The organism is Rosistilla ulvae (assembly GCF_007741475.1).
Classification (GTDB): domain Bacteria; phylum Planctomycetota; class Planctomycetia; order Pirellulales; family Pirellulaceae; genus Rosistilla; species Rosistilla ulvae.
This window is the reverse complement of record NZ_CP036261.1, coordinates 4,432,249-4,458,576: the sequence shown is the minus strand read 5'-3', so window position 1 is coordinate 4,458,576 and position 26,328 is coordinate 4,432,249. Positions and strand designations below refer to the sequence as shown.

The following is a 26,328-nucleotide window of genomic DNA, read 5'->3' as shown; positions in this document are numbered from 1 at the left end:
CCGGTTTTGCCCACCGCCGCGATCGATGAACTATATTGTTCTGCGGTCGGACCGGAATCCTTCTGTGAACGAAGCTCTGGACCAAATCTATGAAAACGCCTCATACGCGCCTCGGCTTTACCCTCATCGAGCTGCTGGTCGTGATATCGATCATCGGTATCTTGGTCGCCTTGTTGTTGCCAGCGGTGCAGGCTGCGCGAGAAGCGGCGCGACGTACCGATTGTGCGAACCGTGTGCGGCAATTGGCCGTTGCAACGCACATGCACCACGATGTTTTTCGCTACTTTCCGCCGGCACGTTACGAATCGCGTCCCGATGCCGATCCTTCGAATCAATGCGGATTGGAAACGCCAACTTGGCTGGCCCGCGTGATGCCGTTCATTGAACAAGTTTCGCTGGGCGGCCAATGGGACTGTTCCAAACCGTGGCACAAGCACGACGAAAATGTTCGCACGGCGGTTCCCGATATCTTCTTGTGCCCTTCGCGTCGCGCCGGCACGCAACCGATCGGGACGCGGAACTTGCGAACGACTGTCGATGGTGGCGGCGGTCGCTTGCCCTGCGGGTGTCCGATTCCACCACGCACCGACGATGTCGCTGTCAATGTACCCGGCGCGCTTTGCGACTATGCAGGAAACCATGGCGACCTCACTCCCGGCTCCACCGGTGCACCGACCGACTTCTACTACGGCGGCAATGGGACGGGAGTTATCATCAGCGTTCGCCCCAACTGCAAAGACGGCGAAGCGGTCAGTCCATCGGATCGGATCCGCATGGCTTCGGTCACCGACGGGACGTCGAGCACGTTCCTGTTCGGCGAAAAGTTTGTCCCGCTGGCTCAGCTGGAACAGTTCCCGTTTGATTCGCCCGCCTACGATGGAGACCATCTGCCGGCGTCGTGTCGACTGGCCGGTCCGGGCCTGCGGCTGGCCAACGGCCCCAACGATCTCCTGGCCGACATGTTTTCATTTGGCAGCTGGCATCCCGGCGGCGTCCACTTTGCCTTGGTCGACGGGAGCGTTCGATTCTACAGCCCCACAACCGACACCAAAGTCCTCGGATCGTTGGCAAACCGGCACGATGCTCGCGTTGTCGAGTTGATGCCGTGAGAACACCAAGTTCGACAATCCTCTCATTCGCCATCGGATGCCTCCTGCTGGTCGCATCGATAGGCTGTGGTCCCCCGATCGGTCCCACATCGGGCATCGTGCGATTCGACGCCGGCGAGCCTGTTAGGTCGGGGAGTATCGAATTTCGCAGGCTAAGCGACAAAGAACGATTCGCGAGTCGAATCTCCCCCGAGGGCGAATTCCAGCCGGCGAACCAAGCTGGCGAGATCGGTCTTCCACCGGGATCGTACGAAGTCGTCGTCGTTCAAATCGTGCTGACCGAAGACCTCGCAAAATCGGTCCATGCTCACGGCAACACGGTTCCCCGTCGCTACGCCGACTACTACACCAGTGGACTTTCTGTCGAGGTTGCCGAAGCGCAAACCGAACCGATTGAATTGATTCTGGAAACGGACGACGCATCGTAGACGCGTTGCGAACAACGGTGCGGCTCAATTCACAGGCCCGACGCCACACCAAGCCGTCGGTTCGATGACGCCTCAAAAAGTCACGGGGACGCTTGCCACGCACGGTGGCCGGCGACCTGCCGCATGTTGTGCACGCTTTTGATTGATCGGATTCGCGATCTAACGGACCGATTGCGATAGACCAATCGAGCGAAAGGTCTCGGTTTGGTGTTGGCTTGGGACGGGCGTTTCCCATCGCTGCTGGCATTCTCTCGCAGTCCCTCGGTCGCCTTACGGTGCTGGCAGCAAAGGGTGATCCCGGATGTCCATTTCTGTTTTTGCTCAGTGTCTTCGTGAGAGGATTCATCGTGGGACTGAAGCGGGGGCTCTCACGGAGGCACTACGGCACGGAGGTTTGGCAAACTAGCGACAGCCATGATTTCTGTTCTCTGTGCCTTCGTGCCTCCGTGAGACGATCTATCTGGCGAGGAAACGGGTTTCTCTCACGGAGGCACCAAGGCACGGAGTTGTGGTGACGTAGCGCCAGACACGATTTCCTTTCTCAGTGCCATCGTGCCTTTGTGAGAGTTTTCATCAGGCGTTGGGGAGCACGGTGAGGGGCTGCCATTTCGAATGTGTGGCTTCGGCGTTTCCGGCGTGCGCTGGAGGTTTCGATTCCCAATGTTTCCGCGTCGCCGTCGACCGGTTACAATCGGTGATTCGACGTCCCCTCCCGACATGCCTCCCTCCCGCCACATATTTCCATCCCCATGACAGATCAAACGCTCCCTCGTCGTCAATTTCTCGCTCAGCAAGCATCGCTTGCGCTGCTCGGTTTAGGCGCGCTGCCTCTTGCCGCGGCAGCGTCGGAGAGCGAGTTTCCGGTTCGCAAGATCACCAGCGGGCCGAAACATCACTGGTTCGGATACTACGACAAACTGCAGTTCGATTCGAGCGGACGGTACGTGTTGGGAATGCAGGTCGACTTCGAACACCGTTCGCCAACCGCCGACGACACGATCCAAATCGGGATGGTCGATCTGGCCGACGGCGATCGCTGGATCGAACTTGGTGAAACGAAAGCGTGGTCGTGGCAGCAAGGCTGCATGCTGCAGTGGTTGCCTGGATCGGACTCCGAGATCATCTGGAACGATCGCAGCGGCGATCGCTTCGTGTCTCGGATTATGGATGTTCACACGAAGAAAACCCGCACGATTCCCCATCCGGTCTACAGTGTCAGCCCCAACGGCAAGACCGCTGTGACCGCCGACTTCCGCCGCATCAACGATGTCCGTCCCGGATATGGATACGCGGGCCTTGCCGATCCGAACGCCGAAGTTTTGGCTCCCGACGATTCGGGCATCCAACAAGTCGACCTCGTCACCGGCGAAGCGAAAACGATCATTACGCTCGCCAGCATCGCGCGGACCGGCGCGATTCCGAAACCGGAATTTGGCATCAAACACTACTTCAACCATCTGCTGTTTAGTCCCGATGGTTCCCGATTCATCGCGTTGCACCGCTGGCGTTACCCCAATGGCTCTCGGTTGACACGCATGATCACCGCCAACGTCGACGGAAGCGATCTGCGGATCGTCTGTGGCAACGGTTATACGTCTCACTTCATCTGGCGAGACAACACGCACATCCTCGCCCAGTCGCGGCACTTCGATGGGAACGACAATTGGGCGAACTTCCTGTTCGAAGATGTCGATGGCGGAGGCGACGTCCGCGAAGTTGGACGCGGCGTCCTGGATGGCGGCGGGCACCTCAGCTACCTGCCTGGCAACAAGTGGATCCTCAACGACACCTACCCCAAGGGGAAGGCGCGTCTGCAGACGCCCCATCTGTTCGAAATCGCGACGGGACGACGGATCGATCTGGGCGGTTTCCACCTGCCCCCGATCTACAAAGGGGAGTGGCGAGTCGACACGCATCCGCGACTGTCGCGCGATGGCAAACTGGTCTGTATCGATACGCCTGCCGAGGGTGAAGGCCGACAACTGCATCTGATCGATATCAGCAAAGTCGTCGGCTAAAAAATACGTGGCCTGCCGCGCGGCGCCGAAGCACGCTCCAGATCCAATGCTCAAGACTCAGAACTTCTGAGTCTGCATTGGGCAATGCAGGCGTAGCGCTCCTCCCCCTTTCCCAAGCCTGTTGTCGGCAGGCTCAGGGCGATCGGAAAAAGCCTCGGCAGGGTTTGGAAGCGTGCTGAACAATTTGGGGGAGGCGCGAATTTGCGGAGGCAAGTCATGCCGGTCATCTGTTTTAAAGCGAGACCACGGATTTCTTCGACATGCTTTCTTGCTCGGCTTCAACAATGCGAATTGCTTCCGCAGCGTCCCTGAAGGTGATCCGGTCCGATGGAACGCCACGTTGGATGCAATCAACGAAGTGCTTTAGCTCGATTTCGTATCCCAGCCCCTCGGCAAGGGGAATCGTCGTCTTCCCTCCCTCTTCGGTGACAAGTGTCAAAGAAGGTGCATCGCTGAGGCGATAAACGGCCGTGGCATTGTCAAAGTTAACAATGTACTCCATCTCGAATCCGAAGCCTGGCACCATGGACCAGCCACCTTCGGCGGTGACAATGGGAATGTCGTCGTAGTGATAGTTCGTGAGAACATGGTCGCAGTGTGTTGTTGGCTTCGAGTATCCATGCGACGACACTGATTTTGGGGTACCGAAGAGGTAACGGATGAAATCGACGTCGTGAATGTGCAAGTCGAGGAGCGCTCCTCCCGAGGCTTTCCCGTCACTATAAAATGGGCCGCCCGGAAACTGAGTAATTCGGCGAAAAGTGGCCGATAGGACAGCTCCATAGGTCTTTTCTTCGACTACGTTTTTCAGCCAGTCCCACCCGGGCCAAAAACGCATACACATCGCACAGAAAGCAAGCCCCTCGGCTTCATCCGCGGCATCTGCCAATTCCAACGCTTCGGAATACGTACGAGAAAGAGGCTTTTCAATAAACACATGCTTGCCAGCACGAAGTGCCTGTTTTCCAAATTTCAAGTGCGCTGGTGTCGGAAGGCAAATGTCCACCACATCAACATCCGGGGCTGCGATTAGCTCCGATGCATCTGCATACTGTCGCACCGTACTGAAATCAAAGCCACCTTGCTTTTGCCCTTCGATATTGCCTTGGGCACTCGACTTTCCCGAGCGTCTATCGGGATCCATGTCGGCAACGGCAACAACTTCGACGTCTGGGCATTTTCCATACGCCTCCAGGTGAACGGCCCCCATCATTCCGATTCCGACAACACCGACCTTAATCATTTCCTGCGTCTCCAGTGGTTTATTCTATGTAAGTTTATCGCTGCGAAAGGGGCGGTTATGTCACAACTGCTTTCAGCAGGGCGTTAAGCGTTGTCGCCGTCCGCTCTAGCCGCCCTTCTTGAAACGGGAGCATTTCCGCGACCACCGTTCCGTCGTATCCGATTTCTCGCAGCGCTTCGATGGTCTCTTCCAAGGGGACGTCACCTTCATCGAGTTCACAAAACTCGTAGTTTCCAGCGAAGCCGAAGACGTCTCGATATCCCTTGACGTGTACACGTTTGATTCGAGAACCGAGCAATTGAATCCAGTCTGGCGGATGCTGCTGATAACCCAAGAGATTCCCCGCGTCGAAGTAAACGCCCAGCCAGTCGCTGCTAACGCCGTCGATAAAATCACGGAGTTCTAAAGGGGAATAGAGAAAACCATTCCACACATTTTCGATGCACAGTGACACCCGACACTCTTCGGCAATCTTCAAGAGACTTTCCACGGCATACTTCGCGCGATCCATTGCATGGTCATAGCGCACTCGTTCCGCGGGCGATATCGGACTGGTGACGACCCCAGGCACGTACAGTAACGCTTCGCACCCCAGCCATGCAGCTCGCCGAATGGCTTCACTGTGCAAACGAATCGATTCGGATCGAACCGATTCGTCGTTGCTGACCGGATTGAATGCCCAGCTCATGCCGCTAGCCAGTGTGTTCACCCTGATTCCGGAAGCATCGCACTGCTCCCGCATCGATTCGCACTCGCCTTCGGTCAATTGAACATGGATCGCTCCTTCAGGAGCGATCGCCAGTTCCAACGCGTCGAACTGTTGCTCTTTTGCCAATTGCAAGGCGGTGGTCAACGAGCACGTACCCTCTAATCCACCTGGAAGCGACCAATAGCTTATACCTGATAACATTCGTTTTCCTTCTAATTTCCTTCAGCGGAACTCGTGGAGACAGACGCGTCGCGTGCAGTCGAAGAGTTTTGTTTGTGTGGAATAGGTAAGAGTGAGACAGCGGACCCTATGCCCAGATTTACGGCGACGGAGAGGGGGGCGATCCATTGAAAGCTAATAGGGTCTCTTCCATCATCAAGGTAGCCAAAGATGGGGCCCGAAAAGGCGGCGAGTATTGCGACCGTGGTGCCTGCAATGGCCCCCGCCCAGACCCCGATCGTTCTCGAAAATGGAATAAACAGGGCGAAGATAAAGAGACAGAACAGCGTTGGCGCCAGCAAGTTTGCCGTTTTGTTAGTTACGGCAGTTATGTTGCCCGGTACATTGCCGATCTGGGAACTCCCAAGAACCACCGAAACACCAACCGTCAGTGCAATCGTTTGCGCAAGTCGGAGGTGGGATTTTTCGCTTTTGGGATGAAAGCCCAGGCGGCCAAAGAAGTCGGAAATCGTAACCGCGGCAATCGAATTGATGCCCGAGTCCAAGCTGGACATCGCCGCAGCGAACATCGCAGCAACGACCAAGCCAGCGATTCCTGCTGGAAGCTCATTGGCGATAAACCAGGGGAAGATGGAGTCGGCTCCTTCGGTTGTGCTTAAATCAAAGGGAATGCGGTCCTGGAACACGTTGCAATAATGCAAAATCGCGAAACCGGTGATCCCCAAAAGCACGCTGACAACCATCGCTGAAATCGCCTGGAAAAGCGATGCGGTTCGAGCGCTCCGTGCATCCTTGGTCGACATGAAGCGTTGGATTGCAGTCTGATCTCCGCCAGAGGTGCAGATCAAAAACATCCAGGTAGATAGGATAGTCCCCAACACGGTAACACGTGTCGCAGGATCGAAGCTAATAATTGGCTGGCTGTCCCAATGGGGTTGCACCTCGTTTGGTATCCAATCGATGCCTGTTCGTAGAGTAACAAGCGCCAATACGCACAGAATGCCAGCGAGCAAAAAGCAAGCTTGCAAGAAGTCCGTGATGATGACCGCTCGAAAGCCCCCCATCGATGTATAGATGATCGTGGCAACTCCTGTTGCAACGACCAACCCGGGAATCCATTCTTCGCCTATCCCGAGCATGACCGTCATCGCTTTGGCCGACAGATAAATCAGCAGCGACATCCAGACGATTCTTAAGACGATAAACAGGCAGGCGCCCAAAAGACGGACACTGAGCCCCAACTTATTCTCAAGCAATTCATAGGCGCTCGTCGTTCGCTGCCGCATGTAAACGGGCAGCAAGATGTAACCTACGAAGAGGAATGCGAGCGGATATGCGAAGACCCTGGTCAAATAGACGGGGCCCTTGCCGATGACCTCACCGGGCATCGAGAGATAGGAAATCGTACTCAGTAGCGTGACAAACAGCGACACACCCACAAGGAACGGGTTCATGTGCCCTGAACCGACAAAGTACTCCTTGGCCGATTCGTTCTTTCGGCTCATGTACCAGCCGATTGTCATCGTCACGACACCATAGAGCGCGATCACGACGTAGTCGATCGTTGTCAATCCGCTACGAGTTGTCTCCGGTATCGATGCCAGAAACGCGAGGTTCGGGGGACTTGCCGAAATCGACCACCATCCGTACAGCAAACCACATCCCACGACAGCATTCCTCGAAAGTAAGAATCAGCATCAAGCGAAGCTTCATGCGCTAGCGAGCTTCGTTCCAGTCGAATTCCAGTCGAACGATGTCTGGGCTTTTTGCCTGCGAATCGCGCCGGTACGTGATGATGTTTAGCCGACGATCCTTGGCGGAGCCCGTGAAGTAGGGCATTGCATAGTAGCCATCGACAATTTTTGCTTGGTTTCGCGGCCCGAGAACGACTCCTTGCTCGACTTCAAGGCTTTCTTCATCGACACGGAAAAGGCAGAGTTCCATCTTGCCGGTCTTTCGATAGTTTCGCCCCAGCAGATACAGGCCATCACCTTCGCGGAACAGGCGCGGCCGGCCAACGATGCCGCGAATCTGGTCATACTGCTCGGTCAAATTCCTCGATTGACGCACCTCGAAAGTGCGGTCAACACGGTGGAGTCTTGCCTTGTTGTCGTAGCCACGAGTCGCCACGATGAAACCATCTTCGCTCGCAATGAGGCAGCTTTCATTGATCGCAGCCCCACCAAATTCCTCCGTGAGATTGCGCTCGAACTTCCATTCCTTACCGTCGAAAGAAAGTGCAGTAACCGTTCCGTAGATCCGTTTCCCTTGGGCATCGAACCTGGTCTTCGCAGCGGAGAGCTCAGGAAATGTCATCGCGAGGACATAAATGACACCATTGACTTCGACTCCATCAAATACGTAGCCATATTCGACTCCATCAATCGCACCCCAGGGCTGCATCGGGGAATAACTAGCGCCTGAATCGGTCGTGGTCACGAATTGAACGCCTACACGGTGGTTTGCTCGCTTCCCTTGGTCGACAACAACTTTTTGCACGTCGACGAAGTTGCCGAGACTGCCGTCGCTAAAGCGAAGCCATTCACCCATCTGGTAGATTAAGCTTGGGTCGTCACTAACGATCTTGCGCGATTCAATCTCGTTGGTGACGACATTAAAGCGAGCGACTTCCAAGGGGGCACCCGTGTCATTCGCATGGCTTCGCCCTCGCTTGTACGAAATGAGAACATGGTCCTCATCGCCACGAACGATCGCAGGGAAGGCGAGATATGCATTCTCGTTCTTCGCGGTGAATTCATCAGCACCTAGAATGATTTGTTCCGTGAAAACCGTCGGCGTTTTGAACGGTATCTCTTCGCCGCAAACAAACGCAGGCACCGTTAGTGCGGATAAAATCAGGGTAATCGTACAAGCTGTTTTCATAGTTCATTCTCTCGGTGTTGGAAGACTTTGTTGGTTTGCGATTAATCAAGCGCAGTAGCGACTTCACCGCCATTTCGACTCGCCGTTGCCTTGTACAAGCCAAGGTCTACAGTTTCAGATACGAATCTCACAGATCCATCACATTGCACGAAATGGGCTCCGCCGGGGTGTTGGCTGCCAAAACTAACATTGTTGAAGTTGCCTGATACCGCGGGGGTGATTCCGATTCCATCAACAATGTTTTTGCAAGATGTGCACGCAGATCCTCCACAGCCGCGGACCCACATGCGAAAGACCGTCCCTGCGTCGTTCCAGGACAGTTCCCCTAAAGCAAACGTATTGGAGGTTCCGTCGGTAATGTCTCGAAACTTAATCTTGCTGAGGTCGTAAAAGACTCCCTGCCGAGCAAATCCCCCATTGCTCGCAAGTGTTTCGTCGCTTTGATAGGTACCGCCGGTCTGTGCGTTGACTCCTTTAGGTCCCATCACTCCTAGATAGTGAGCTGTGTATAGGTCTGGGTAGCTGAGAGAGCCGCCCGATGTTGTCGCATCGAACTCTCGAGTCGAACTTGGGCACAAGAACGCGTCGACTCGGTTTGCCGAACTGTTGCGTTCGGTAAGGTACGAGCTGCCGGAAAAGTCGATTTGATCATGGACGTTTCCTTGTTCGAGGAATGGAAGCAAGAAAGTGTGCAGCGACAGTTGATTTGATCGGACAGCCAAGTCGTAGCTTCCGTTGCCGCCCGGAGGAAACACACGGAAAACGTCGTGATAGTTGTGTATCGCAAGCCCGAGCTGCTTCAGGTTGTTCGTACACGACATGCGTCTGGCGGCTTCACGAGCTTGCTGAACGGCAGGAAGAAGCAATCCAACCAGAATGCCAATAATGGCAATTACAACCAAGAGCTCGACGAGTGTAAAACCTTTCCTGCCGGAAGCGTTTCTAAATGTGGACATGGTAACTGTTCCTGTTACAAATGCTGAGGGATGGATGAATTGCGCAGTAGCACTCGAAGTGCTCGTGCAATGAATCGGGGAATGCTCGGTGGGGTTTGGCCCAACAGGGGGCGCGCGTTCTATTTCGCTGGTGAGGTGGGGACTACCAGGTTGAGGTCCTGAATTTCTTCTTTGATATCGATTGTTGTTTCCCAGGCTGGAAACAAGAGGCGACCATCCTCGGCTTCGATTCCTGCGTCGTCGGTAAAGGTTTTTCCGTCGAACCCGAGTACCTTCACGATTTGAGGCCCTCCCAGTGCGTTGCGTCCTCTGCTGGTCGACGTATCAAACCTTCCGTCTTTTATTTCCGAAACGCCCTGCGATCCTTTGTTACCCTGGGAACTATCGGGGCTGAAAATGACCCGGCCTCGCGGAATCGGGGCTCCTTCAAATTCGACGGTACCTTGCACGCGATAGGTTGGCGGTCCTGTGGCTTGTCCGGTGCAACCTGTGGAAACGCAGTTAAGACAGGCCAATAACGTCAGTACGACGAAAGAGCTAGTAGAATGATTCGAGTTCAACATGCTAATTTTCCAGATCAGATTCGATGGCAGCGCGGATGACTCGGTCAGCCGAGCGAAGGATATGTAGTTTTGAATGCGATTCTGCTTCATCTTCACGGCGTGCCTTGATGTGTCCGACAATCGCCAAATGATCATCCACTGCCAGCTTTTGATGCGAAACGAGCTCTTCGCCCGAGAGTTCACTGCGGCTCTTCTGGCGGGACAAAATGTAGAAGACGTAGAAGCACTCATTAAGAAGGGCTTTGAGTGCTTCCGACGTTCGATCGTTACGACACGATTCTGAAAGCGCTTCGTGGAATCGTCGATCCAAGATGCCCCATCGCTCCGCCGTAGCCTCGCCAACCGACGCGTTCATTTCGTCACAAATGATCGTGAGCCGGAGAACGTCAGCCTGGCTCGCGTTGGTGGCAGCTGCCCGAGCAATTCCGCCCTCCAGCATCGCTCTGAATTCGTACAGCTGGCGAATCTCTTCTGCCGAGTATCGGCGCAGCCGAACTCCTTCGCCTTTGCGTCCTCCTTGTAATGCCCCCTGCGCGACCAACCTCGTCAAGGTTTCCCGGACGGGAATGCGGCTTACGCCCAGTCGGCTTGCCAAGTTCCGTTCTACCAGGTTGCTGCCGCGCTCGAATTCGCCAGAAAAAATTAGATCGGAAAGCTTCTTGTGAACTTCGTTGTCGCTCATATCAGCCCCTTGTAGGAATGCACTTTTTTCGGGCGATGATTGCCTCACACCTTGCATGGTATCGCGTGGTATACCATGATGCAACAAAGGAATGGCAGATTATGCCAAGATTTTCGTTCGACATAATGAACGTACTGATAATGCAATGAGAACCATGTCCATCGAAGAGAAAAACTACACGTCGTCTGGATCGATCAACTTGGCGGACGTTGACGTCATTGCCGCTGCCGTGACTCCTTGTAAAAGGCCCGGCGAAGTCGAACCGGTGGCAATGCAGCGACTTGCCCAACGCCTTTCGTCTCACGGTTGCAACGGTTTGTTCGTGTTGGGGTCGACAGGAGAGATGGTCCTGGTCGATGACGATGCGCGGAGGGTTGTCGTCGAGGCGGCTCGGCGTGGAACACCGCGCAGCACATCGCTAATGATTGGAATTGGCGGCTACGCGGCGAAGCGATCCATTGAGCTGGCAAAGTGTGCCCATGAAGATGGTGCTGATGTTGCTATTGCAACGGTGCCGTTTTTTCAAAAACTGAGCCAACCGGAGATCCTTGCATACTTTACGGAGATTGCAGACGAATCTCCGCTACCTATTGGGATCTACCATCACCTTCGCTTGCCGAGTTCCATTTCCGTTGAGAGTATGTTTGAGCTCGCCCAGCATGAAAACATTGTTCTCTGCAAGGATACAAGCAACGATTTAGATCGCATGCGATTGCTGTGCGAAGGCTTGCAGGGGCAACTGTTCCGAATCTTGCAGGGGATCGAAAGTTTGGTTCTTGAAAGCATGCAATTGGGCGCCAGCGGTTGTGTGTCTGCGCTGGCGGGGATCGCACCGCAATGGCATCGCGATTTGGTGGATTCGTTTAAAAGTGGCGATCTGGCAACGGCCAACCAGTATCACCAGCAGATCCTCGGTCTCAGCCAATTATTCCAACTACCTCAGCGTATGGAATCTCTGGCGCATCAAATTCATCTCTTAAAGCATGCGTCCAAGGTCATCGAGCTCCTGCCAGATGACTCTGGCTTATCACGTGGTTTCCAGCCCACCGAAGAATACAACCAGGCGATTCGCGAGATCATCGAAGCGAATAGCTTGCCTCATATCTTGGACCGACCATGCAAAGCGAACCTTCTGTGAATTCTGATACCAACAACTTCAAGCAAACCCAACTTGAAACGGATGTTCTCGTCGCTGGAGGTGGCCCCGCGGGGACCGTTGCGGCACTCGCGGCAGCTCGCTGCGGTGTGAAGGTCATCCTTTGTCAGGACCGGCCGATGCTTGGGGGAAATGCCTCCAGCGAAATTCGGATGCATATCGTCGGGGCTGACTGCAGCGGGAAACGGGGGGCGGAATTGCAGACTGAGGCTCGCGAAGGAGGCATCATTGAAGAGATCCGGCTCGAAGCGAGTGTCCGCAATCCGCAGCGATCGTCGTCGGTCTTTGACCTGATCCTCTACGACCTGTGCAGAAACGAACCCGACCTGACACTGCTCCTAAATACGGCAGTCATTGACGCGGATGTTGTCGATGGCGAAATTCGACGAGCAGCCGCCATCCGAACGTCCACCGAACAGCAATTTTCAATTGCCGCGAAGGTGTTTTTGGATTGCACCGGAGATGGACGGTTGGGTGTTGCCGCGGGAGCTTTGTTTCGGGAAGGCCGGGAAGACAAGCAGGAGTTTACTGAGTCGTTGGCTCCTCCGATTGGAGATAACTGTCGACTTGGTTCGACGATCATGTTCCAGGCGCGAAAGCATGATCGGCCCATGCCGTTTGTCGCACCTTCTTGGGCGAGGAATTTTACCGAAGAGGAACTCTCGCTACGTCCCCATGCCGAAAACGTGCTCGATCGCGGCCTGGAGTACGGGTATTGGTGGGTGGAATGGGGCGGGATGCTCGATACGATCCGCGACAATGAACACATACGAGACGAACTGCTGAGTATCGTCCTCGGAGTTTGGGACCACGTTAAGAACGGCGGCGATCACGGTGCCGACAACTGGGCGCTGGAATGGTTTGGCTTTATCCCCGGAAAGCGGGAGAGTCGCCGATTTGTCGGACACTCGACGCTTACGGAAAACGATGTCATGACATCCTCACCTCATAGCGATGCCATTGCCTTTGGAGGCTGGCCAATCGATATGCATCCACCCGAGGGTGTCGATGCCCCGGAGAAACCGCCATGCGTACAGCATCCTGTCCCTAGGCTGTTCGACATTCCTCTGTCGGCTTGCATCAGTCGGAATGTTACAAATCTGATGTTTGCTGGACGCAACATTTCTGCCACGCACGTTGCGTTCGCTTCGACACGCGTGATGGCAACATGTGCCGCCATGGGCCAAGGCGTAGGAACTGCCGCAGCAGTCGCCGTCCAAAACCAAATTAGCCCGGCGAATCTGCTCAGCTCACCTGATCTAATCCGGCGCGTTCAACAACGCATCCTCCGTGACGACGGTTTTCTCATCGGCCAGCAAAATCAAGATCACACCGACATCGCCAAGCAGGCAACAATCCAAGCGACCAGTCACCACATCGATTCTGTTCCGGAGAACGTGTTAAGTGGCCAGACCCGCGCTGTCCATGGTGAGGGTGGAGTGACTCCGGGTCGCGCCTTTCCTGGAACGCATCGTTGGATGAGTGATCCGGATGAACAACTCCCCGCGGCGTTGACGTTGAGATGGGAAAAGGAGCAAACTGCTCGGGCGATTCGCCTCACCTTCGATACGGGGATGCACCGCGTCCTGACATTCAGCTTGGCCGATGCCTACACCGACAAAATGCTCTGGGGAATCCCTCAGCCCGAGACCGTACGCGACTACGATATTGAACTAGGGCACGATTCGGCTTGGCGAAGTCTCATGCATGTTCGTGGGAACTATCAACGCTTGCGGGAGCACGCGTTAGATACTCAACCGTTTGATGCGATTCGGATCACGGTCCGGTCAACCAACGGAATCGACCACGCACGTATCTGTGAGGTCCGCGTCGAGAAGTAGCAGAATCCTTTTGAATCAGGTACGGAATTCGCCCGGAGAGACATCGATTATGTTGAGTATGAAACGAACGCAGTTTGTGCTGGTTGGAATTGCTTTATTACTCTTGCTGAAGGCCTCTGCCAACGCACAGACTCAACCAGCAATCGACCAGGCGAACCAGCGAAAGTGTTTGGCAATTTTGGAATCCGGATTGGAATCCGTGGAATTCTGGCCGTCAATGCATGCTGCCGAAGCGTTGACGATGAGCGGTGAGAGAGAAAAGGTACGGCGGCATCTTGGGCGGTTGGACTGGCAGTCGCTGGATGATCAAAAGAGGTGTGGAGTCTTTCGGGAGCTGGTTAGAAGTGGAGATGCGGCATCCGTTTCGATGCTTTATTACATCTTGGCAAATCCAAAGTCGACCGGTCGTGTCCATGCGGCAGAGAGCATCTTTAAGCTCAATATCGGCAACAATTCAAACGCCTTGGCGGATGCCGCGAAGTCCGACGACGAAGGTCTTGCCTTGTTTTCAGCCGCGGCATTGGCGCGACGGGGGGACTCAAAAGCATTATCAGCCGTGAGAGCGGCTCTATCCGATCCTTCTTCGACAATGCGCCGACGCGCAGCGTGGATCTTGTCGACCGTCGGGGACGCAACCGACCAAGCTCGGCTCCATCAGCTGTTGCCTGGTGCTGTTGAGTCTTTGGAGCGTGTTCAATACCAGCACTCTCTCGCCGCTTTGGGCGACGTGACGCAATTTCGTTCGATCCAAGCGAACCTTATCCACTCCGATCCAAGAGTTCGCGCAAGTGCGGCTGTTTATGCCGGCGAGTGCAACCTAGATTCGACCGCCGAACTTATCCAGCTTCTTGATGATGAGGCCTTGGACGTTCGGATTCGGGCGGCGCACCGTTTGTTGGCCAGCGTGCAAGACAAGCCTCATGAACTATCCGAGAAGGTTAAACGCACTGCGCAACGTGGCGATCATATACGAGGGGTCGCATCGTTCCTTAAGCCCGATCGCAAGTTAACGTACAAGACAGTATCTGACCGTGATCTGCAACTGCACGTGTTCTTACCGGAGAATTGGAATGCCGCGAACAAACGCTCCTGCTTTCTCATCATCCATGGCGGCGGCTGGGCTGGTGGTGTTCCCCAACGGATGTACCCTTTTGCTGACTACTTTGCCAATCAAGGTATGGTCGCCATAAGTCTGCAGTATCGATTGCTCGACAAAAAAAGGAACGTGGACGTATTTGACTGTGTACGTGATGCACGGTCGGCAGTGAGATTCATCCGCACGCATGCTGAAGAACTTGGTGTTGACCCGAATAAAATCATTGTCAGTGGCGCATCCGCGGGCGGGCATCTAGCGGTGGGAACTAGCTTGTTTCGTTCGGTAAACGAGGCAGGCGAGTCCACCGCAGTATCTTGTGAGCCCAACGCTTTGGTACTCCTCTATCCCGTCATCGACACTTCTTCCGAAGGTTATGGCCAGGCGAAGATTGGAGCGCGATGGAAGGAACTCTCTCCAGTCGCCCACGTAAAAGAGAATGTTTCCCCAACGATTGTTTTTCACGGGACGGCGGACACGGTGACGCCGCTGAAGGGGGCTGAACAGTTTACTGCCGCCATGGCTCAGCTCGGCAATGAGTGTTCCCTCGTCCGCAATGATGGAGGAGCCCATGGCTACCTTATTTACGATTTGTTCTGGTATTTCGATGCCCAGATCCAAACAGAGCAATTTTTAAAGAAACACAAGTTGCTTAAGAAGCAGTAGATGAAACCCTTTACGCACTGAAAAGTGGCGGCCATCGGGTACTGTCAATCAATTCGGTGCTCGAACGCCTCGATGCTGATCTCCCCATTCAACTGCATTCGTTCGACAAGCCTGTTATTCCATCGTAGCTGTCAGGTGCGACCTGTTGATGTGGTGACCATTTCCTGGACGCACTTGGGGCGTCGATTGGGCGATTCAGTAGGTTGCCATGACGAACAAGACGACAGCTAAATAGAGAGCCGCCGAAAGTTCACGCATCAATCCAAGTCAGATGCCGTGCAAACATTTTGTGAGCCGTAGTTAGGGTGCTTTCGGTCGTTGCCCGCCTGGGCCTGTCTGGACGGTTTTGCTGCATCATTGGACGGCCAGGGGAAAATGGTTAGAGCGGAACATTTAGGATGTTAAGTTCGGAGGCAGGCAGTTTCTTGAAAAAGAGGATTGGGTAAACGAGTTTTCATCGCCCAAGTTTGGCAGGCAATCCTCCTCCAGCAAGTTAGGACAACGCCTCGCTTCCAGCCGATTGACGATGCCTTCCAACGGGAGCAGCGGCCTGCCAGCAATGAACAGTTTCGAACGACTGCGTTAGAAATAGAGATCTAACGGATGTAACGCCACCAAGAGTCACTCAAGGTCGCTTGAGCGGAGGCGGTGAGCCGAATCCTCGGCATCAGCCTTGCTCAGTGCCAGAGAAACGTTCGCGACCGAGGCGTTTCATCGCATCGGGATTCCATTCAACAATCCGACCTGCGGCGATGTCTTCATCGGCCTCGCTTAGAGCCTCGCCGACCCGACGATCAACCAGCGCCTGAAAGTTGGCGATATCATCCAACCGAACCAGGTAGACAGGGCCGCCGCCGGTATCGCCGTCGATGCGTACAGGCCCCACCGGATGTTTTTCGAGAGCCGTGCGGATTTCTGGAGTCATTTGCGGAGTCATGATCCAAGTATACCGGACGCTTGCCCGCTAGACCAGCAAATCGGTGCTTCGATCCGCTACGTCAGGTATGCCGCCAAAGCCGCCTATGCGATGGTGAAGTGGCAGTGCGGGGCCGTTTTTTGTCGGTGAAGCGGCAAGCTGACGGTGTTCCAAAAACCGCTGATGCTCGACGCCCCTAAGACCTGGGGGCCACGTAACAAGCAGCGGAAATAGCGGTTTGCGTTTCAGCAAGTGTCACGCTCGCACCTCACTTCGCAATCGCGTGCGTTCTCACGCTTGCGGTTGGGATTTGAAGAGCGCGACGATGTCTTCGAGGATCAGGTACAGACAGGGGATCAGGACCAGGACGATCGCCGTCGAGAAGAGGATGCCAAAGCCGAGCGAGATCGCCATCGGGACGATGTATTGAGCTTGCAGTGATTTCTCGAAGATCAACGGCAATAAGCCGCCGAAGGTGGTCAGAGTGGTCAAGAGGATCGGCCGGAAGCGACGCAGGCCCGCTTGCGAGATCGCTTCGAACGCATCGCAGTCCAGTTTGCGGCGGCGGTTGGCGTAGTCGACCATGATCAGCGAATCATTGATCACGACGCCCGACAGCGCAATCACACCCATCAGACTGACGAGCGAGATGTCGTAGCCCAACCAGATGTGTCCCAGCACCGCCCCGACAATTCCAAACGGAATCGCGACGAGCACGATCAGCGGCTGGACGTAGTCGCGGAAGGCGATCGCCAACAGCGAGTAAATGACCGCCAACGCGAGGCCGAAGTAGCCCCATAGCGCCGATGTCGCCCGCCGCATCTCGGCATCGCTCCCTTCGAAACTCCAGGTGATACCTGGATAGTCTCGTCGCAGCTCGGGAAGTGCTTCGGTTTGCATCGCCGTGATGACTTGCGTGATCGCCCGCTTCGGTTCGACGTCCATGCTGACGCTGATCGCGCGACGGCCATCGCGTCGATTGATCCGCGAAAAGGCAACGTCTTTTTTCAACTCGGCAACATCCAGCAGCGGTACTTCGGCCCCGCTGGGCGTTCGAATCACGAGGTCTTCCAAATGGTGAATGTCCTCGCGTTGTTCTTCGGGCAATTTAACGCGCACCTCGACTTCGTTTGTACCTCGCAGCAACCGCAGGGCGAGCGAACCAAAGAAGGCACCGCGGAGCTGTTCGCCCAGCGATTCATCGGTCAGCCCCAGGGCGCGGCCCTCGGGTCGCAAGTGGAAGTCGTATTGTGCTTTGCCGCGGTTATAGTTGTGATTGACATCGCGAACGTATGAATATTGTTCGACCTTATTCACAAACGCAGCGGACGCCTTTTCAAGCACCTCGATATCGGTGTGACTGAGCGCGATACTGATATCCCGCCGATGGCCGCCGGGCCCTCGTTCAGCTTCGAACGTCACTTGATCGACTCCCGGCAAATCACCGATCGAATCTCGCCACAGTTCGATGACTTCATTGGCCGTCATGTCGCGTTCGTCGGGCGGCCGCATCACGATCTCAACATCGATAAAGTCTTGGCCGCGAACGTTGGTTTTGATCCCCTCGGCCACTTCGTAAAGGTTGTGCTCTTCGAACATTCGTAAGCTGGCTTCGGTGACCACGCGTGCGATCTCCGCCGATTGATCCTGCGTCGTTCCGACGGGCATCCGCACACCGGCTTCGATCTCGTCTGCCGATACTTCGGGCATCAGGATCATGCCCATGTGAGCACTTGTCGCGTAGCCACCGACCAACAGAAACAAACCGACAGCGATGCAAGTCGTAACGTAGCGAAACCGCAGACACAGACGCAGCACCGGACCGTAGAGGATCTCCACCACGCGATTGAAACTGCTACCAAATGCTTGTTGCCCACGATGCAGGAATTGGGTCAACCATAACTTGCGTCGAACCTTTGGCGTGTGCGCCAAGTGAGCGGGCAGGATGAAGAGCGATTCGACAAGCGACAGCGCCAGAACGATGATGACCACCACCGGCAACGGGCTCCAAAACTTCCCCGTCTCGCCGGGAATGAACATCAGTGGCACAAAGGCGACGATGTTGGTCAAGATGCTGAACACAACCGGGGCGGCGACATCACGGGTTCCGTGAATCGCTGCTCGCTCTAAGTCGCGGGCCGTCTGGCGTTCTTCGTAGACGTTTTCACCGACGACCACCGCGTCATCGACAACGATTCCCAGCACCACGAGAAAGCCGAACAGCGAGATCATGTTGATGCTGATGCCAGCCAAAGGCAGGAACAGCAGGCCGCCGATAAACGAGACGACCATCCCCATCATGACCCAGAACGCCAGGCGAAACTCCAGGAACAAAGCGAGGATCACCAGTACGATGACAACCGCCTGCATCGCGTTTTCGGTCACCAGTTCCAAGCGTCGACGAAACTCTTCCGCATTGTTGCGGTCGATCCGCCAATCGACGCCGGGCGGCAGCACGCTTTCAAAGTCGCTCATCGTCTTTTCGACCACGTTGGCGATGTCGATGGGAGATTGAGCGCCAACGCGGAAGATATCGAGCTCCACCGATGGCGTTTGGCTGAATTGCGAGTGAAAGCCGACCTCTTCAAATCCATCGCGAATCACGGCCAGATCGCCCAACATCACCGAGGGCCCCGAGCGTCCCGAGACGATCTCGATATTTGCGAATTCATCCGCCCATTGCTTGCGAGCCTTCACGCGCAGCAGGATTTCCCCGGCGCTGGTTTGCACCGAACCAGCGGCCACATCCTGGCTGGAGGTGCGGATGATCTCTGCCACTTCGGGCAGCGTGAGGCCGTACTCGCGGAGCTGCTGGCGAGGGATTTCGATGTGCGTCACGTACTGTGGAACGCGTCGCAATTCAACTTGCGTAATCTCTTCGGTCGACAGCAGCGTGTCGCGCAGCTGTTCGGCGAGTTTGCGGAGTTCCCAGACGTCGATCGAACCGTAGATCGACACCTGCATGACTTCGCGTTGGTCGGTCTGAAGTCGGACCTCGGGTTGTTCGATCTGATCGGGGAAGGTGCGGATGCGGCTGACAGCTTGGTCGATATCCTGAAACGCTTTCATGCGATTCTGACCGGCGACCAATTCGATCAGCACGGTGCCACGCCCTTCGCGAGCTTCGCTATCGATCCGCTGGATCCCATCGACACCGCGGACCGCCCCTTCGATGGGACGCAAGATTCCCTGCTCCACTTCCGCTGGCGACGCGCCGGGGTAACCGACCTCGATCTCGACGATATCGAGCTGCGATGGCGGGAAGACCTCTTTTTGCATCGAGATCGCCGACCAGATGCCACCGCCCAACAGGATGAACATCAATAGATTGGCGGCGATCGAATTGCGGGCCATCCACGCGATGGGGCCGCTCGTTTCCGAGGTCTGTGCATCGATCGGTTGGTCGTCGTTCGATTCGATCTCGTCGGCAGGCTGGCTCACTCGCTCGCCTCCGCAGATTCGGTGTCGTCGGGTTTGATGTCGACAGTTTTGATGTCGTGGGTTTTGGTGCCGTCGGTCTTGGTGCCGTCGGTCTTGGTGCCGTCGGTCTCAGTGTCGCCGGTCTCAGTGTCGCCGGTCTCAGTGTCGCCGGTCTCAGTGTCGTCGGTCTTGCTGTCGCCGGTTTTGGTGTCGTCGGTTTCCGCATCTTCCGCCTCCGCGGGGGCGTCGACCTTGCGAAGCTTGACGCCGTTGGCGACGGTCGCGAGCGTCGTGGTCACGACTTCATCGCCCGTCTCCAGCCCGCTGCTGATGTAGGCAAATTCTGGATCGCGAAACTCGATCTCCGTATCGCGGATCTCCAGTTCTCCATCTTTCATCACCCAGACCGTGTCGCCATCGTGGACGTATTCACGGTGCAGTCGGACCACGTCGTCGATCTCTTTGCCGGCGATCTCCACTTTTAACAGCGAATCGAGGATCAACGGCGGCACGTCGGACTCCAGTCCCAATGGATCTTCGACAACCACCAAGACGCGTGCCAGTCGAGTCTGTTCATCCAGTGAGCCAATCATCCGCTCGACGCGGCCGACGCGATGCACTTCGTGTCCCCACGCATCGGGATTGTGCAGGATGGCTTCGGAGCCGTGTTGTTTGTCGCTGGAGAATCGCACCCAACGCAGATTTCGAATTGGAACCGCTGCCATCACCCAGTACTGATCGATGCCAACAAGTTGCCCCAATTCATCGCCCGGTTCGACCTGGGAACCAACGTTGACGGAGCGGTCGAGAATCTGAGCGTCGAAGGGAGCCAAGATCTCGGTTCGATCCAAATCGAGGATAGCGCGTTCGACAGCCGCTTTGGCGGCGTTTAACCTCGATAGCAGCGACGCCGATTGGGGTTCTCGCAATACCAGGGCGGCGTTGACCTTGCCAATCGAATCGCCCAACAGGTCTAGCTCTTGCTTGGCCAGTTTCTTGCGTCCGGACTCGATTTCCCAATCGGCTTCCACCTGTTCCAATTCACTTTTGCGAATCGAAACGGTGTTCTCAAAGTCGGCCGGATCGATTTGCATCAGCAGGTCGCCTTCGCGAACCATGCCTCCGGGGGCGAAAGAGGGCGCGAGCTCGAGCACTTGGCCGCGAATTCGCGGACTGAGCACGATGTCCTGCGCGGGGCGAACGGTCCCCAATACCACCAGATTCGGCGAATAGGTGTCGCGTTCGACGATGATGGTTTCGACCAGAGCCGCCGATTTGCGTTTGGCGTTGATCTGCTGTGCTTCGGGTTCCGTCTGGTAAATCCACCACACCCCAGCCGCAGAGCCCGCCAAGATCGCGAGGCACAGGAACATATTGGCAAGGAGACTGATCCAGCTACGGCGTGGTCTGGAATGGCCAGCTTCACTCATTTAAATCGAATTCTTTGGCGGGCTTCACCGTGCCACTTCCGGCTGCGGGCGAAGGCAATTCAGTGGGGGCGGGAGATGCGTCGACTGGCATCCCGGCAGGAGGGGGCAACAATTCGCCCGCGTCGCTATCGTCAAACTCATTCTCTGAGGTTAATCGCGGGGCGTCCAAGAGCAACCCATTGTTTTCAATCGGCCGCGTGTCGAAGGTGCCCGCCAGAGCCAAATACAAACCGATACGGATCTGGATTAGATCCAATCTGGCAGACAGAAGCGATCGTTGCAAGCTTTGGCGAGACTGAGCAGCGCTGAGAACGTCCAAGTAACTGGTATTACCGGTAATAAAGTACTGAAGCAGCTGCTGAGAGGCGAGTTCCGCACTCTCGAGCTGAGCTTCCAGCAATTCGATCCGCTCGATCTGCCGACGCTCCAACGCCAGCGCATCTTCGACTTCCTGCAGCGCGATCAATGTCGTTTGTCGGTATTCGCTGAACCGCTGCCACACGACAGCCTGCGTCCTGGCGACTTCGGCGCGTCGCTGGCCGCCGTCGATGATCGGGCCGATCAATTGTCCGCCGAGCGAAAGGAACCAGTCCCGGAAAAGCGTTTCGGGATTCTGAGCCGAATTGACAATCGAAGCTCCGAGGTTCAACCGCGGGTATTGATCGCTAACGGCGGCAGCCACATCTCGGTCGGCTGCGGCCAAGGCAAAGTAGGCGGCGCGGACATCGGGGCGGCGATTCAGCAGATCCGCGGGCAGACCGGCGAATGGCATCGGCGGGAGTTCGGGCAATTTGTCGCCCGGTTGGTACCTGGCGGTTTGGGGAGGTTGCCCGGTGAGCACCGCCAGCTGGTGTTCGAGCACTTCGATGCCGGCTCGCACGACAACCATCTGCTCCATCGTCGATTGCACTAACTGTTGCTGACGCAAAACGTTGGGGCCGCCTTCGCCGACTTCCGCATACCGCAACTCGACCGCTTTCAAGCCTTCCCGGTTCGTCTCGACTTGTTCTTCGAGAAGTTTTATCTGAGCGTAGGATTCGATCAGCGAGTACCAAGTGCGGGCGACTTCTGCGGAAAGTGACAGTGCAACCGCTTGATAGTCCGAGCGAGTCGCTTCGGTCCGAAAGCGTTCGGCGTCGACGCGCGAACGAATTTGTCCAAACAGATCGACCTGGTAGCTCGCATCCAGCCCCCACGTCATCTGCGATGCATCTCGCCCCGGTCCAAATGTACGCGACGACTCAGAAAATCCGTTCACATCCCAGCACCAATCCGACGCAGCGATCCGCGTCACCGCTTGAGCGGCTCGCAGGCGACTGAGCGCGACGGCGAGATCAAAGTTATCGCCGAGAGCCAAATTGACCTCGCGATCCAAGCCGTCATCGTCGAACGTCGTCCACCATCGCTCCGGTGCAATCGTTTCGCCACTCTCGGACATCGACGGCAGCGAACTGGCAGCGAAAGTAGGCATCGGCCCTTTGCTAGCGCAGCCAATCAACACCGCTAGCGCCGGCGACAGCAGCAAAAGCATCGCCAGCGCCGCGAACGAGGCGGCGATTGTCCGACGATAATCCCCTGTGTCGGCAGCCGACTCCGCACAGTTCGACCGATAGTTTGAGCGTTGCTGATCTGCCACGTGATTTGCCATGGATTGCTAGCTTAAGTCCTTCGGTCGCGACATTCCCAACAATCGGAAGCCGTCTACTTGTTAGCTCGACGTTCCACGCCCCCCACTTGCCCGTTTCCCCAAAAGCCCTCAGCCACCCACGATTTTGCCCAGACTGCCAAGAGTCACATCCAACAATCTCCCGAGCGCCCCCGGACAAGCCGTAGCCGAAGTCGTCAAGACTTCCGGGCCCACACAACGCACTCCTCCGAAACTCCTGCCGAGTTTCGCTACGAGATGTTTTTGTAGCGCAGCCCGATAGGCCCCAATCGTTTAACCGCGATGGCAACGCCCCGCGCGTTGGTGCCGCGCGACGCGCGGCCGAAAGCCAATCGTTTAACCGCGGTGGCAACGCCCCGCGCGTTGGTGCCGCGTGACACGCGGTCGAAACCCAATCGTTTAACGGCGGTGGCATCGCCCCGCGCGTTGGTGCCGCGTGACATGCGGTCGAAACCCAATCGTTTAACGGCGGTGGCATCGCCCCACGCGTTGGTGCCGCGTGACATGCGGTCGAAACCCAATCGTTTAACCGCGGTGGCATCGCCCCGCGCGCTGGTGCCGCGTGACATGCGGTCGAAACCCAATCGTTTAACCGCGGTGGCATCGCCCCGCGCGCTGGTGCCGCGTGACACGCGGTCGAAACCCAATCGTTTAACGGCGGTGGCATCGCCCCGCGCGTTGGTGCCGCGTGACACGCGGCCCGCTGGGCACGCTGGGCACGCGGTTAAACGAAGCGGCGGCTACCTTCTATGATCCGTCAGAGATCAGACCGCATTGACGCCGCATGCCACCCGTTTCGGAAACACTGCCCCCGAAGGGATCGAAGAAGGTAGCCGGAGGTCGCTGCGCACCTCCGGATTGCGAAACCGATAGCGCGAAAACTATCCCGGCGGGATTGAAGACTGTTCTACGCGCTTCCACACCGACGTTGCCACCACAAATCATCGAGACAACGCAGATGATCGACTTCCGATCGCATGGGCCACCAACGATAACATACCGTTCCAGGGACACCACAGATTTAACCACGCGATCACACCAGGCGTATGCCATCGCTTTCGATGGTAATCACTCGCTGCTTGAACAAGCCACCGATCGCCTTTTTGAATTGTCCCTTGCTCATTCCCAAGAGCTCAGCGATCTGTTCTGGCGGTGACTTGTCGTGAACCGGGGCAAACCCATTGTGGTCTTGCAAGTAATCTTGAATCACTTGGCTGTAGCTGTCGCGGATTTGTTGGCCGCTTTTCAGACTCAGGTCGATCTTGCCGTCTTCGCGAATGTGTTTGATGTAACCGCGAATGCTCTGCCCAAAACTGAGCCGTTGATCGACTTCGTCTTTGTAAAGCAGCCCCCAGTGGCTCTGATCGACGATCGCTTTAAAGCCCAGTTCGGTGCTGTTTGCGATGATTAGATCGACAGCCTGCTGCGGTCGGAAATCGTGTTGATCATCCTCCTCCACGATCTTGTCGATCTTCGACGTCGCGGTGATCCGGTTCTGGTTGTCCAAATAGAGAAACACGATGTAGGACTTGCCCACGACCATCGGGCGATGTTGTTCCGCAAATGGAACCAAGACATCCTTGTCCAATCCCCAATCCAAGAACGCCCCGACCGGCGTGCAATCCTTGACCATCAAGTACGCAAACTCGCCCACCTCGGCTTTGGGGGTTTGCGTGGTCGCGATCGGCCGCTCTTCGGAGTCCAGGTAGAGGAAGACCTCCACAGTATCACCGGGCTCCAAATCGGGGGGCGTATGTTTGTTGGGGAGCAGAATCTCGCCGAGATTTCCGGCGTCCAAATAGACTCCGAATTCAGTCTCCTTGACCACCTCTAAAGTGTACGTGCTGCCGATTTCAATCATGAACTAAAGCCTTCGTTGCCTTTCGCGGATGCGTGCTGGGATCAATGGGAGCGAAGTGTTTGGGCAGCATTTTCAGTCGTCGGCGCAGACGGAATCGTCTTACGTGATGCCCCCCAACACGAAGCGTTTCGTAGCCCAACAGTCGCTGCAACGCCAGCTCAGCAAAAACTCCCGGTTCGCTCGAATCAACAACGCGGCTGATATTGTCGGTTGCTGCACTCAAATGATAGTCCACGCAATTGCGGCAGCGGAAGCCAATTGCGCCGTGCATTGTGGTTCTGCCTGTAAAGAGTTAACATCGCTACGTCAGCTGAGGGCTGATCGGTCCCAAAGCAAAGCTTCGATCTGTATCGCGGCAACCTCGACTTTTTGGCGCGAAACGGATTCGGTTTCCGCCCTGGATGACTTCCCCGATTGCTCAAGGAAATCATGAATCAAACTCAGCCAAACAATCCGCTCCACGGCATCACCTTAAAAGCGATCCTGGAGTACTTGGTTGCCGAGTATGGTTGGGTACAGCTGGGTGACCGAATTCAAATCCGATGCTTCCAGAGCGATCCGAGCATCACCAGCAGCCTTAAATTTCTGCGCAAAACCGACTGGGCACGCGCCAAAGTGGAGCGGTTGTATGTGAATTCGATCAGCTACGACCAACGGAAGGGAAAGAAGAGCGAGCCTGCGAAGAGCGTTCCCACTCCTACCGAAAGCGTTTGGGATCGAGCACGCCGGGGTTAACGAAGCCTATCCGATGGGGATGCGGGGCGATTGACGCGATGATTCGTATCCGCGTTCGGATGTCGCCGCGACCGCCCAGTTCGCAACGCGGCTGGCGAGTCTAGAGCCCCGAGGTCTGCAGGCGGTAGTCGAAGCGAAGGTCCGGATGCACTTTGTCGATCGCCTTGCCAATCTTCTTCAGTTGCGTGGCGTAGAGATTCGCGCTGACGCGGCAGTCGCCAAAGCTGATCTGCTTGTCTTTGATCCGCCGACAAAAATGAATCCGCACATGCAGCTCCGTCTCCTTATTGCCCGAGAAACGTAGCGACTTGTCCATCCATCGGACCACCTTGCGAAGCGTCTTTTTGTGGATGCGTCCCGGTGTGTTGAGATGATCGTCGATCTCGTCGCACAGCTCGTTTGCATAACCGATCTCGTCGTCTGCTTTCATCAACAGATACGTCAGCAATTCTTTGCTCTCGAGTTTGAACTTGGCCATGCGAAGGCAAACTTCCAGCAGTTCGTCCTGTTCTAGCTTGACGAGCTCCTTCTTCAAATGGCTGATCGTGGCAGCTTTCATAACGTCTCGATTGGGAAAGCAAACGGCTCCGGACTTATAATCAACGAGAAACGCCAGCCTACCCGGCAACCACAGATCGAGGAACCGCAGGACGCGTGAACCGCTGTTTTCCTTGCAGATAGCGGAGTGGGTAGTTAGACTAGCCATCCTTTTTTTGCCGCTCACCCGGCCTAAAACACACACGCTTCGGCCGACCGCCGAGGTTATCTCCACG

Annotated in this window: 21 protein-coding genes; 7 read left to right on the top strand and 14 right to left on the bottom strand. The window is 55.9% G+C overall.

The window, feature by feature from the left end; genetic code table 11:
• The first annotated feature begins 89 nt into the window (after positions 1-89).
• From EC9_RS15690 to EC9_RS15680, 3 genes are all read left to right on the top strand, one after another.
• A complete protein-coding gene (locus tag EC9_RS15690) occupies positions 90-1,109 on the top strand; it encodes a DUF1559 domain-containing protein (RefSeq protein WP_145346668.1) in 1,020 nt (339 codons plus the stop codon).
• Entirely contained in the window at positions 1,106-1,537 is a 432-nt protein-coding gene (locus EC9_RS15685) for a carboxypeptidase regulatory-like domain-containing protein (RefSeq protein ID WP_145346667.1), read from the top strand. The genes EC9_RS15690 and EC9_RS15685 overlap by 4 nt, the downstream gene beginning before the upstream one ends.
• A 749-nt stretch (positions 1,538-2,286) precedes the next feature.
• Positions 2,287-3,555, top strand: coding sequence for a hypothetical protein (locus EC9_RS15680; protein ID WP_145346666.1), 1,269 nt, complete (start codon positions 2,287-2,289; stop codon positions 3,553-3,555).
• Between the two features lie 232 nt (positions 3,556-3,787).
• Here the strand turns inward: EC9_RS15680 and EC9_RS15675 are convergent, their stop codons facing one another.
• The 7 genes from EC9_RS15675 to EC9_RS15645 all read right to left on the bottom strand — a co-directional run bounded on the left by EC9_RS15675 (position 3,788) and on the right by EC9_RS15645 (position 10,771).
• Positions 3,788-4,798 (bottom strand): Gfo/Idh/MocA family protein, encoded by a 1,011-nt coding sequence (locus EC9_RS15675; protein WP_145346665.1) that lies wholly within the window; start codon positions 4,796-4,798, stop codon positions 3,788-3,790.
• A 55-nt stretch (positions 4,799-4,853) separates the two neighbouring features.
• The gene (locus tag EC9_RS15670; RefSeq protein WP_145346664.1) at positions 4,854-5,708 is read right to left on the bottom strand and encodes a sugar phosphate isomerase/epimerase family protein; all 855 of its coding nucleotides are present in this window, start codon (positions 5,706-5,708) and stop codon (positions 4,854-4,856) included.
• An 11-nt stretch (positions 5,709-5,719) separates the two neighbouring features.
• Entirely contained in the window at positions 5,720-7,258 is a 1,539-nt protein-coding gene (locus EC9_RS15665; RefSeq protein WP_145346663.1) for a sodium:solute symporter family transporter, read from the bottom strand.
• A 145-nt stretch (positions 7,259-7,403) separates the two neighbouring features.
• Positions 7,404-8,570, bottom strand: a complete 1,167-nt coding sequence (locus EC9_RS15660; protein WP_145346662.1) for an exo-alpha-sialidase — start codon at positions 8,568-8,570, stop codon at positions 7,404-7,406.
• A 41-nt stretch (positions 8,571-8,611) separates the two neighbouring features.
• Entirely contained in the window at positions 8,612-9,526 is a 915-nt protein-coding gene (locus EC9_RS15655; protein ID WP_145346661.1) for a DUF1559 domain-containing protein, read from the bottom strand.
• 119 nt (positions 9,527-9,645) lie between these two features.
• The gene (locus EC9_RS15650) at positions 9,646-10,089 is read right to left on the bottom strand and encodes a hypothetical protein (RefSeq protein ID WP_145346660.1); all 444 of its coding nucleotides are present in this window, start codon (positions 10,087-10,089) and stop codon (positions 9,646-9,648) included.
• 1 nt (position 10,090) lies between these two features.
• Complete coding sequence (locus EC9_RS15645) at positions 10,091-10,771, bottom strand: GntR family transcriptional regulator (protein WP_145346659.1); 681 nt, start codon at positions 10,769-10,771, stop codon at positions 10,091-10,093.
• Between the two features lie 154 nt (positions 10,772-10,925).
• Between EC9_RS15645 and EC9_RS15640 the strand changes: the two genes are divergently transcribed.
• From EC9_RS15640 to EC9_RS15630, 3 genes are read left to right on the top strand one after another with little or no spacing between them, the layout of a single operon-like run.
• A complete protein-coding gene (locus tag EC9_RS15640) occupies positions 10,926-11,909 on the top strand; it encodes a dihydrodipicolinate synthase family protein (protein WP_218934180.1) in 984 nt (327 codons plus the stop codon).
• On the top strand, positions 11,906-13,768 hold the full coding sequence (locus EC9_RS15635; RefSeq protein ID WP_246105709.1) for an FAD-dependent oxidoreductase: 1,863 nt from the start codon (positions 11,906-11,908) through the stop codon (positions 13,766-13,768). Before EC9_RS15640 ends, EC9_RS15635 begins: the two co-directional genes overlap by 4 nt.
• Positions 13,769-13,826: 58 nt before the next feature.
• A complete protein-coding gene (locus EC9_RS15630) occupies positions 13,827-15,527 on the top strand; it encodes an alpha/beta hydrolase fold domain-containing protein (RefSeq protein ID WP_218934179.1) in 1,701 nt (566 codons plus the stop codon).
• A 667-nt stretch (positions 15,528-16,194) separates the two neighbouring features.
• Here the strand turns inward: EC9_RS15630 and EC9_RS15625 are convergent.
• The 6 genes from EC9_RS15625 to EC9_RS15600 form a co-directional block, all read right to left on the bottom strand.
• The gene (locus EC9_RS15625; RefSeq protein WP_145346656.1) at positions 16,195-16,452 is read right to left on the bottom strand and encodes a hypothetical protein; all 258 of its coding nucleotides are present in this window, start codon (positions 16,450-16,452) and stop codon (positions 16,195-16,197) included.
• A gap of 282 nt (positions 16,453-16,734) precedes the next feature.
• Positions 16,735-19,797, bottom strand: coding sequence for an efflux RND transporter permease subunit (locus EC9_RS15620; RefSeq protein WP_145349179.1), 3,063 nt, complete (start codon positions 19,795-19,797; stop codon positions 16,735-16,737).
• Positions 19,798-19,880: 83 nt separating this feature from the next.
• Positions 19,881-21,236 (bottom strand): efflux RND transporter periplasmic adaptor subunit, encoded by a 1,356-nt coding sequence (locus tag EC9_RS15615; protein ID WP_246105707.1) that lies wholly within the window; start codon positions 21,234-21,236, stop codon positions 19,881-19,883.
• A gap of 49 nt (positions 21,237-21,285) precedes the next feature.
• Entirely contained in the window at positions 21,286-22,941 is a 1,656-nt protein-coding gene (locus EC9_RS15610) for a TolC family protein (protein ID WP_145346655.1), read from the bottom strand.
• A 248-nt stretch (positions 22,942-23,189) separates the two neighbouring features.
• The gene (locus EC9_RS15605) at positions 23,190-23,654 is read right to left on the bottom strand and encodes a hypothetical protein (RefSeq protein WP_145346654.1); all 465 of its coding nucleotides are present in this window, start codon (positions 23,652-23,654) and stop codon (positions 23,190-23,192) included.
• Between the two features lie 338 nt (positions 23,655-23,992).
• Positions 23,993-24,820 (bottom strand): CvfB family protein, encoded by an 828-nt coding sequence (locus EC9_RS15600; protein ID WP_145346653.1) that lies wholly within the window; start codon positions 24,818-24,820, stop codon positions 23,993-23,995.
• A 429-nt stretch (positions 24,821-25,249) separates the two neighbouring features.
• On the opposite strand from EC9_RS15600, the gene EC9_RS15595 reads away from it, so the two are divergent.
• A complete protein-coding gene (locus tag EC9_RS15595; protein ID WP_145346652.1) occupies positions 25,250-25,555 on the top strand; it encodes a VF530 family protein in 306 nt (101 codons plus the stop codon).
• A gap of 100 nt (positions 25,556-25,655) precedes the next feature.
• Here the strand turns inward: EC9_RS15595 and EC9_RS15590 are convergent, their stop codons facing one another.
• Positions 25,656-26,114: a hypothetical protein gene (locus EC9_RS15590; protein WP_145346651.1), complete on the bottom strand. Its 459-nt coding sequence runs from the start codon at positions 26,112-26,114 to the stop codon at positions 25,656-25,658.
• Positions 26,115-26,328 lie beyond the last annotated feature (214 nt).

What these genes read in the sequence shown, in the direction of transcription:
- EC9_RS15690 (WP_145346668.1), top strand. Translation starts at nt 90, where the DNA reads ATGAAAACGCCTCATACGCGCCTCGGCTTTACCCTCATCGAGCTGCTG.
- EC9_RS15680 (WP_145346666.1), top strand. Translation starts at nt 2,287, where the DNA reads ATGACAGATCAAACGCTCCCTCGTCGTCAATTTCTCGCTCAGCAAGCA.
- EC9_RS15675 (WP_145346665.1), bottom strand. Translation starts at nt 4,798, where the DNA reads ATGATTAAGGTCGGTGTTGTCGGAATCGGAATGATGGGGGCCGTTCAC.
- EC9_RS15670 (WP_145346664.1), bottom strand. Translation starts at nt 5,708, where the DNA reads ATGTTATCAGGTATAAGCTATTGGTCGCTTCCAGGTGGATTAGAGGGT.
- EC9_RS15660 (WP_145346662.1), bottom strand. Translation starts at nt 8,570, where the DNA reads ATGAAAACAGCTTGTACGATTACCCTGATTTTATCCGCACTAACGGTG.
- EC9_RS15655 (WP_145346661.1), bottom strand. Translation starts at nt 9,526, where the DNA reads ATGTCCACATTTAGAAACGCTTCCGGCAGGAAAGGTTTTACACTCGTC.
- EC9_RS15650 (WP_145346660.1), bottom strand. Translation starts at nt 10,089, where the DNA reads ATGTTGAACTCGAATCATTCTACTAGCTCTTTCGTCGTACTGACGTTA.
- EC9_RS15645 (WP_145346659.1), bottom strand. Translation starts at nt 10,771, where the DNA reads ATGAGCGACAACGAAGTTCACAAGAAGCTTTCCGATCTAATTTTTTCT.
- EC9_RS15640 (WP_218934180.1), top strand. Translation starts at nt 10,926, where the DNA reads ATGTCCATCGAAGAGAAAAACTACACGTCGTCTGGATCGATCAACTTG.
- EC9_RS15630 (WP_218934179.1), top strand. Translation starts at nt 13,827, where the DNA reads ATGAAACGAACGCAGTTTGTGCTGGTTGGAATTGCTTTATTACTCTTG.
- EC9_RS15625 (WP_145346656.1), bottom strand. Translation starts at nt 16,452, where the DNA reads ATGACTCCAGAAATCCGCACGGCTCTCGAAAAACATCCGGTGGGGCCT.
- EC9_RS15620 (WP_145349179.1), bottom strand. Translation starts at nt 19,797, where the DNA reads ATGGCCCGCAATTCGATCGCCGCCAATCTATTGATGTTCATCCTGTTG.
- EC9_RS15615 (WP_246105707.1), bottom strand. Translation starts at nt 21,236, where the DNA reads ATGTTCCTGTGCCTCGCGATCTTGGCGGGCTCTGCGGCTGGGGTGTGG.
- EC9_RS15610 (WP_145346655.1), bottom strand. Translation starts at nt 22,941, where the DNA reads ATGGCAAATCACGTGGCAGATCAGCAACGCTCAAACTATCGGTCGAAC.
- EC9_RS15600 (WP_145346653.1), bottom strand. Translation starts at nt 24,820, where the DNA reads ATGATTGAAATCGGCAGCACGTACACTTTAGAGGTGGTCAAGGAGACT.
- EC9_RS15595 (WP_145346652.1), top strand. Translation starts at nt 25,250, where the DNA reads ATGAATCAAACTCAGCCAAACAATCCGCTCCACGGCATCACCTTAAAA.
- EC9_RS15590 (WP_145346651.1), bottom strand. Translation starts at nt 26,114, where the DNA reads ATGAAAGCTGCCACGATCAGCCATTTGAAGAAGGAGCTCGTCAAGCTA.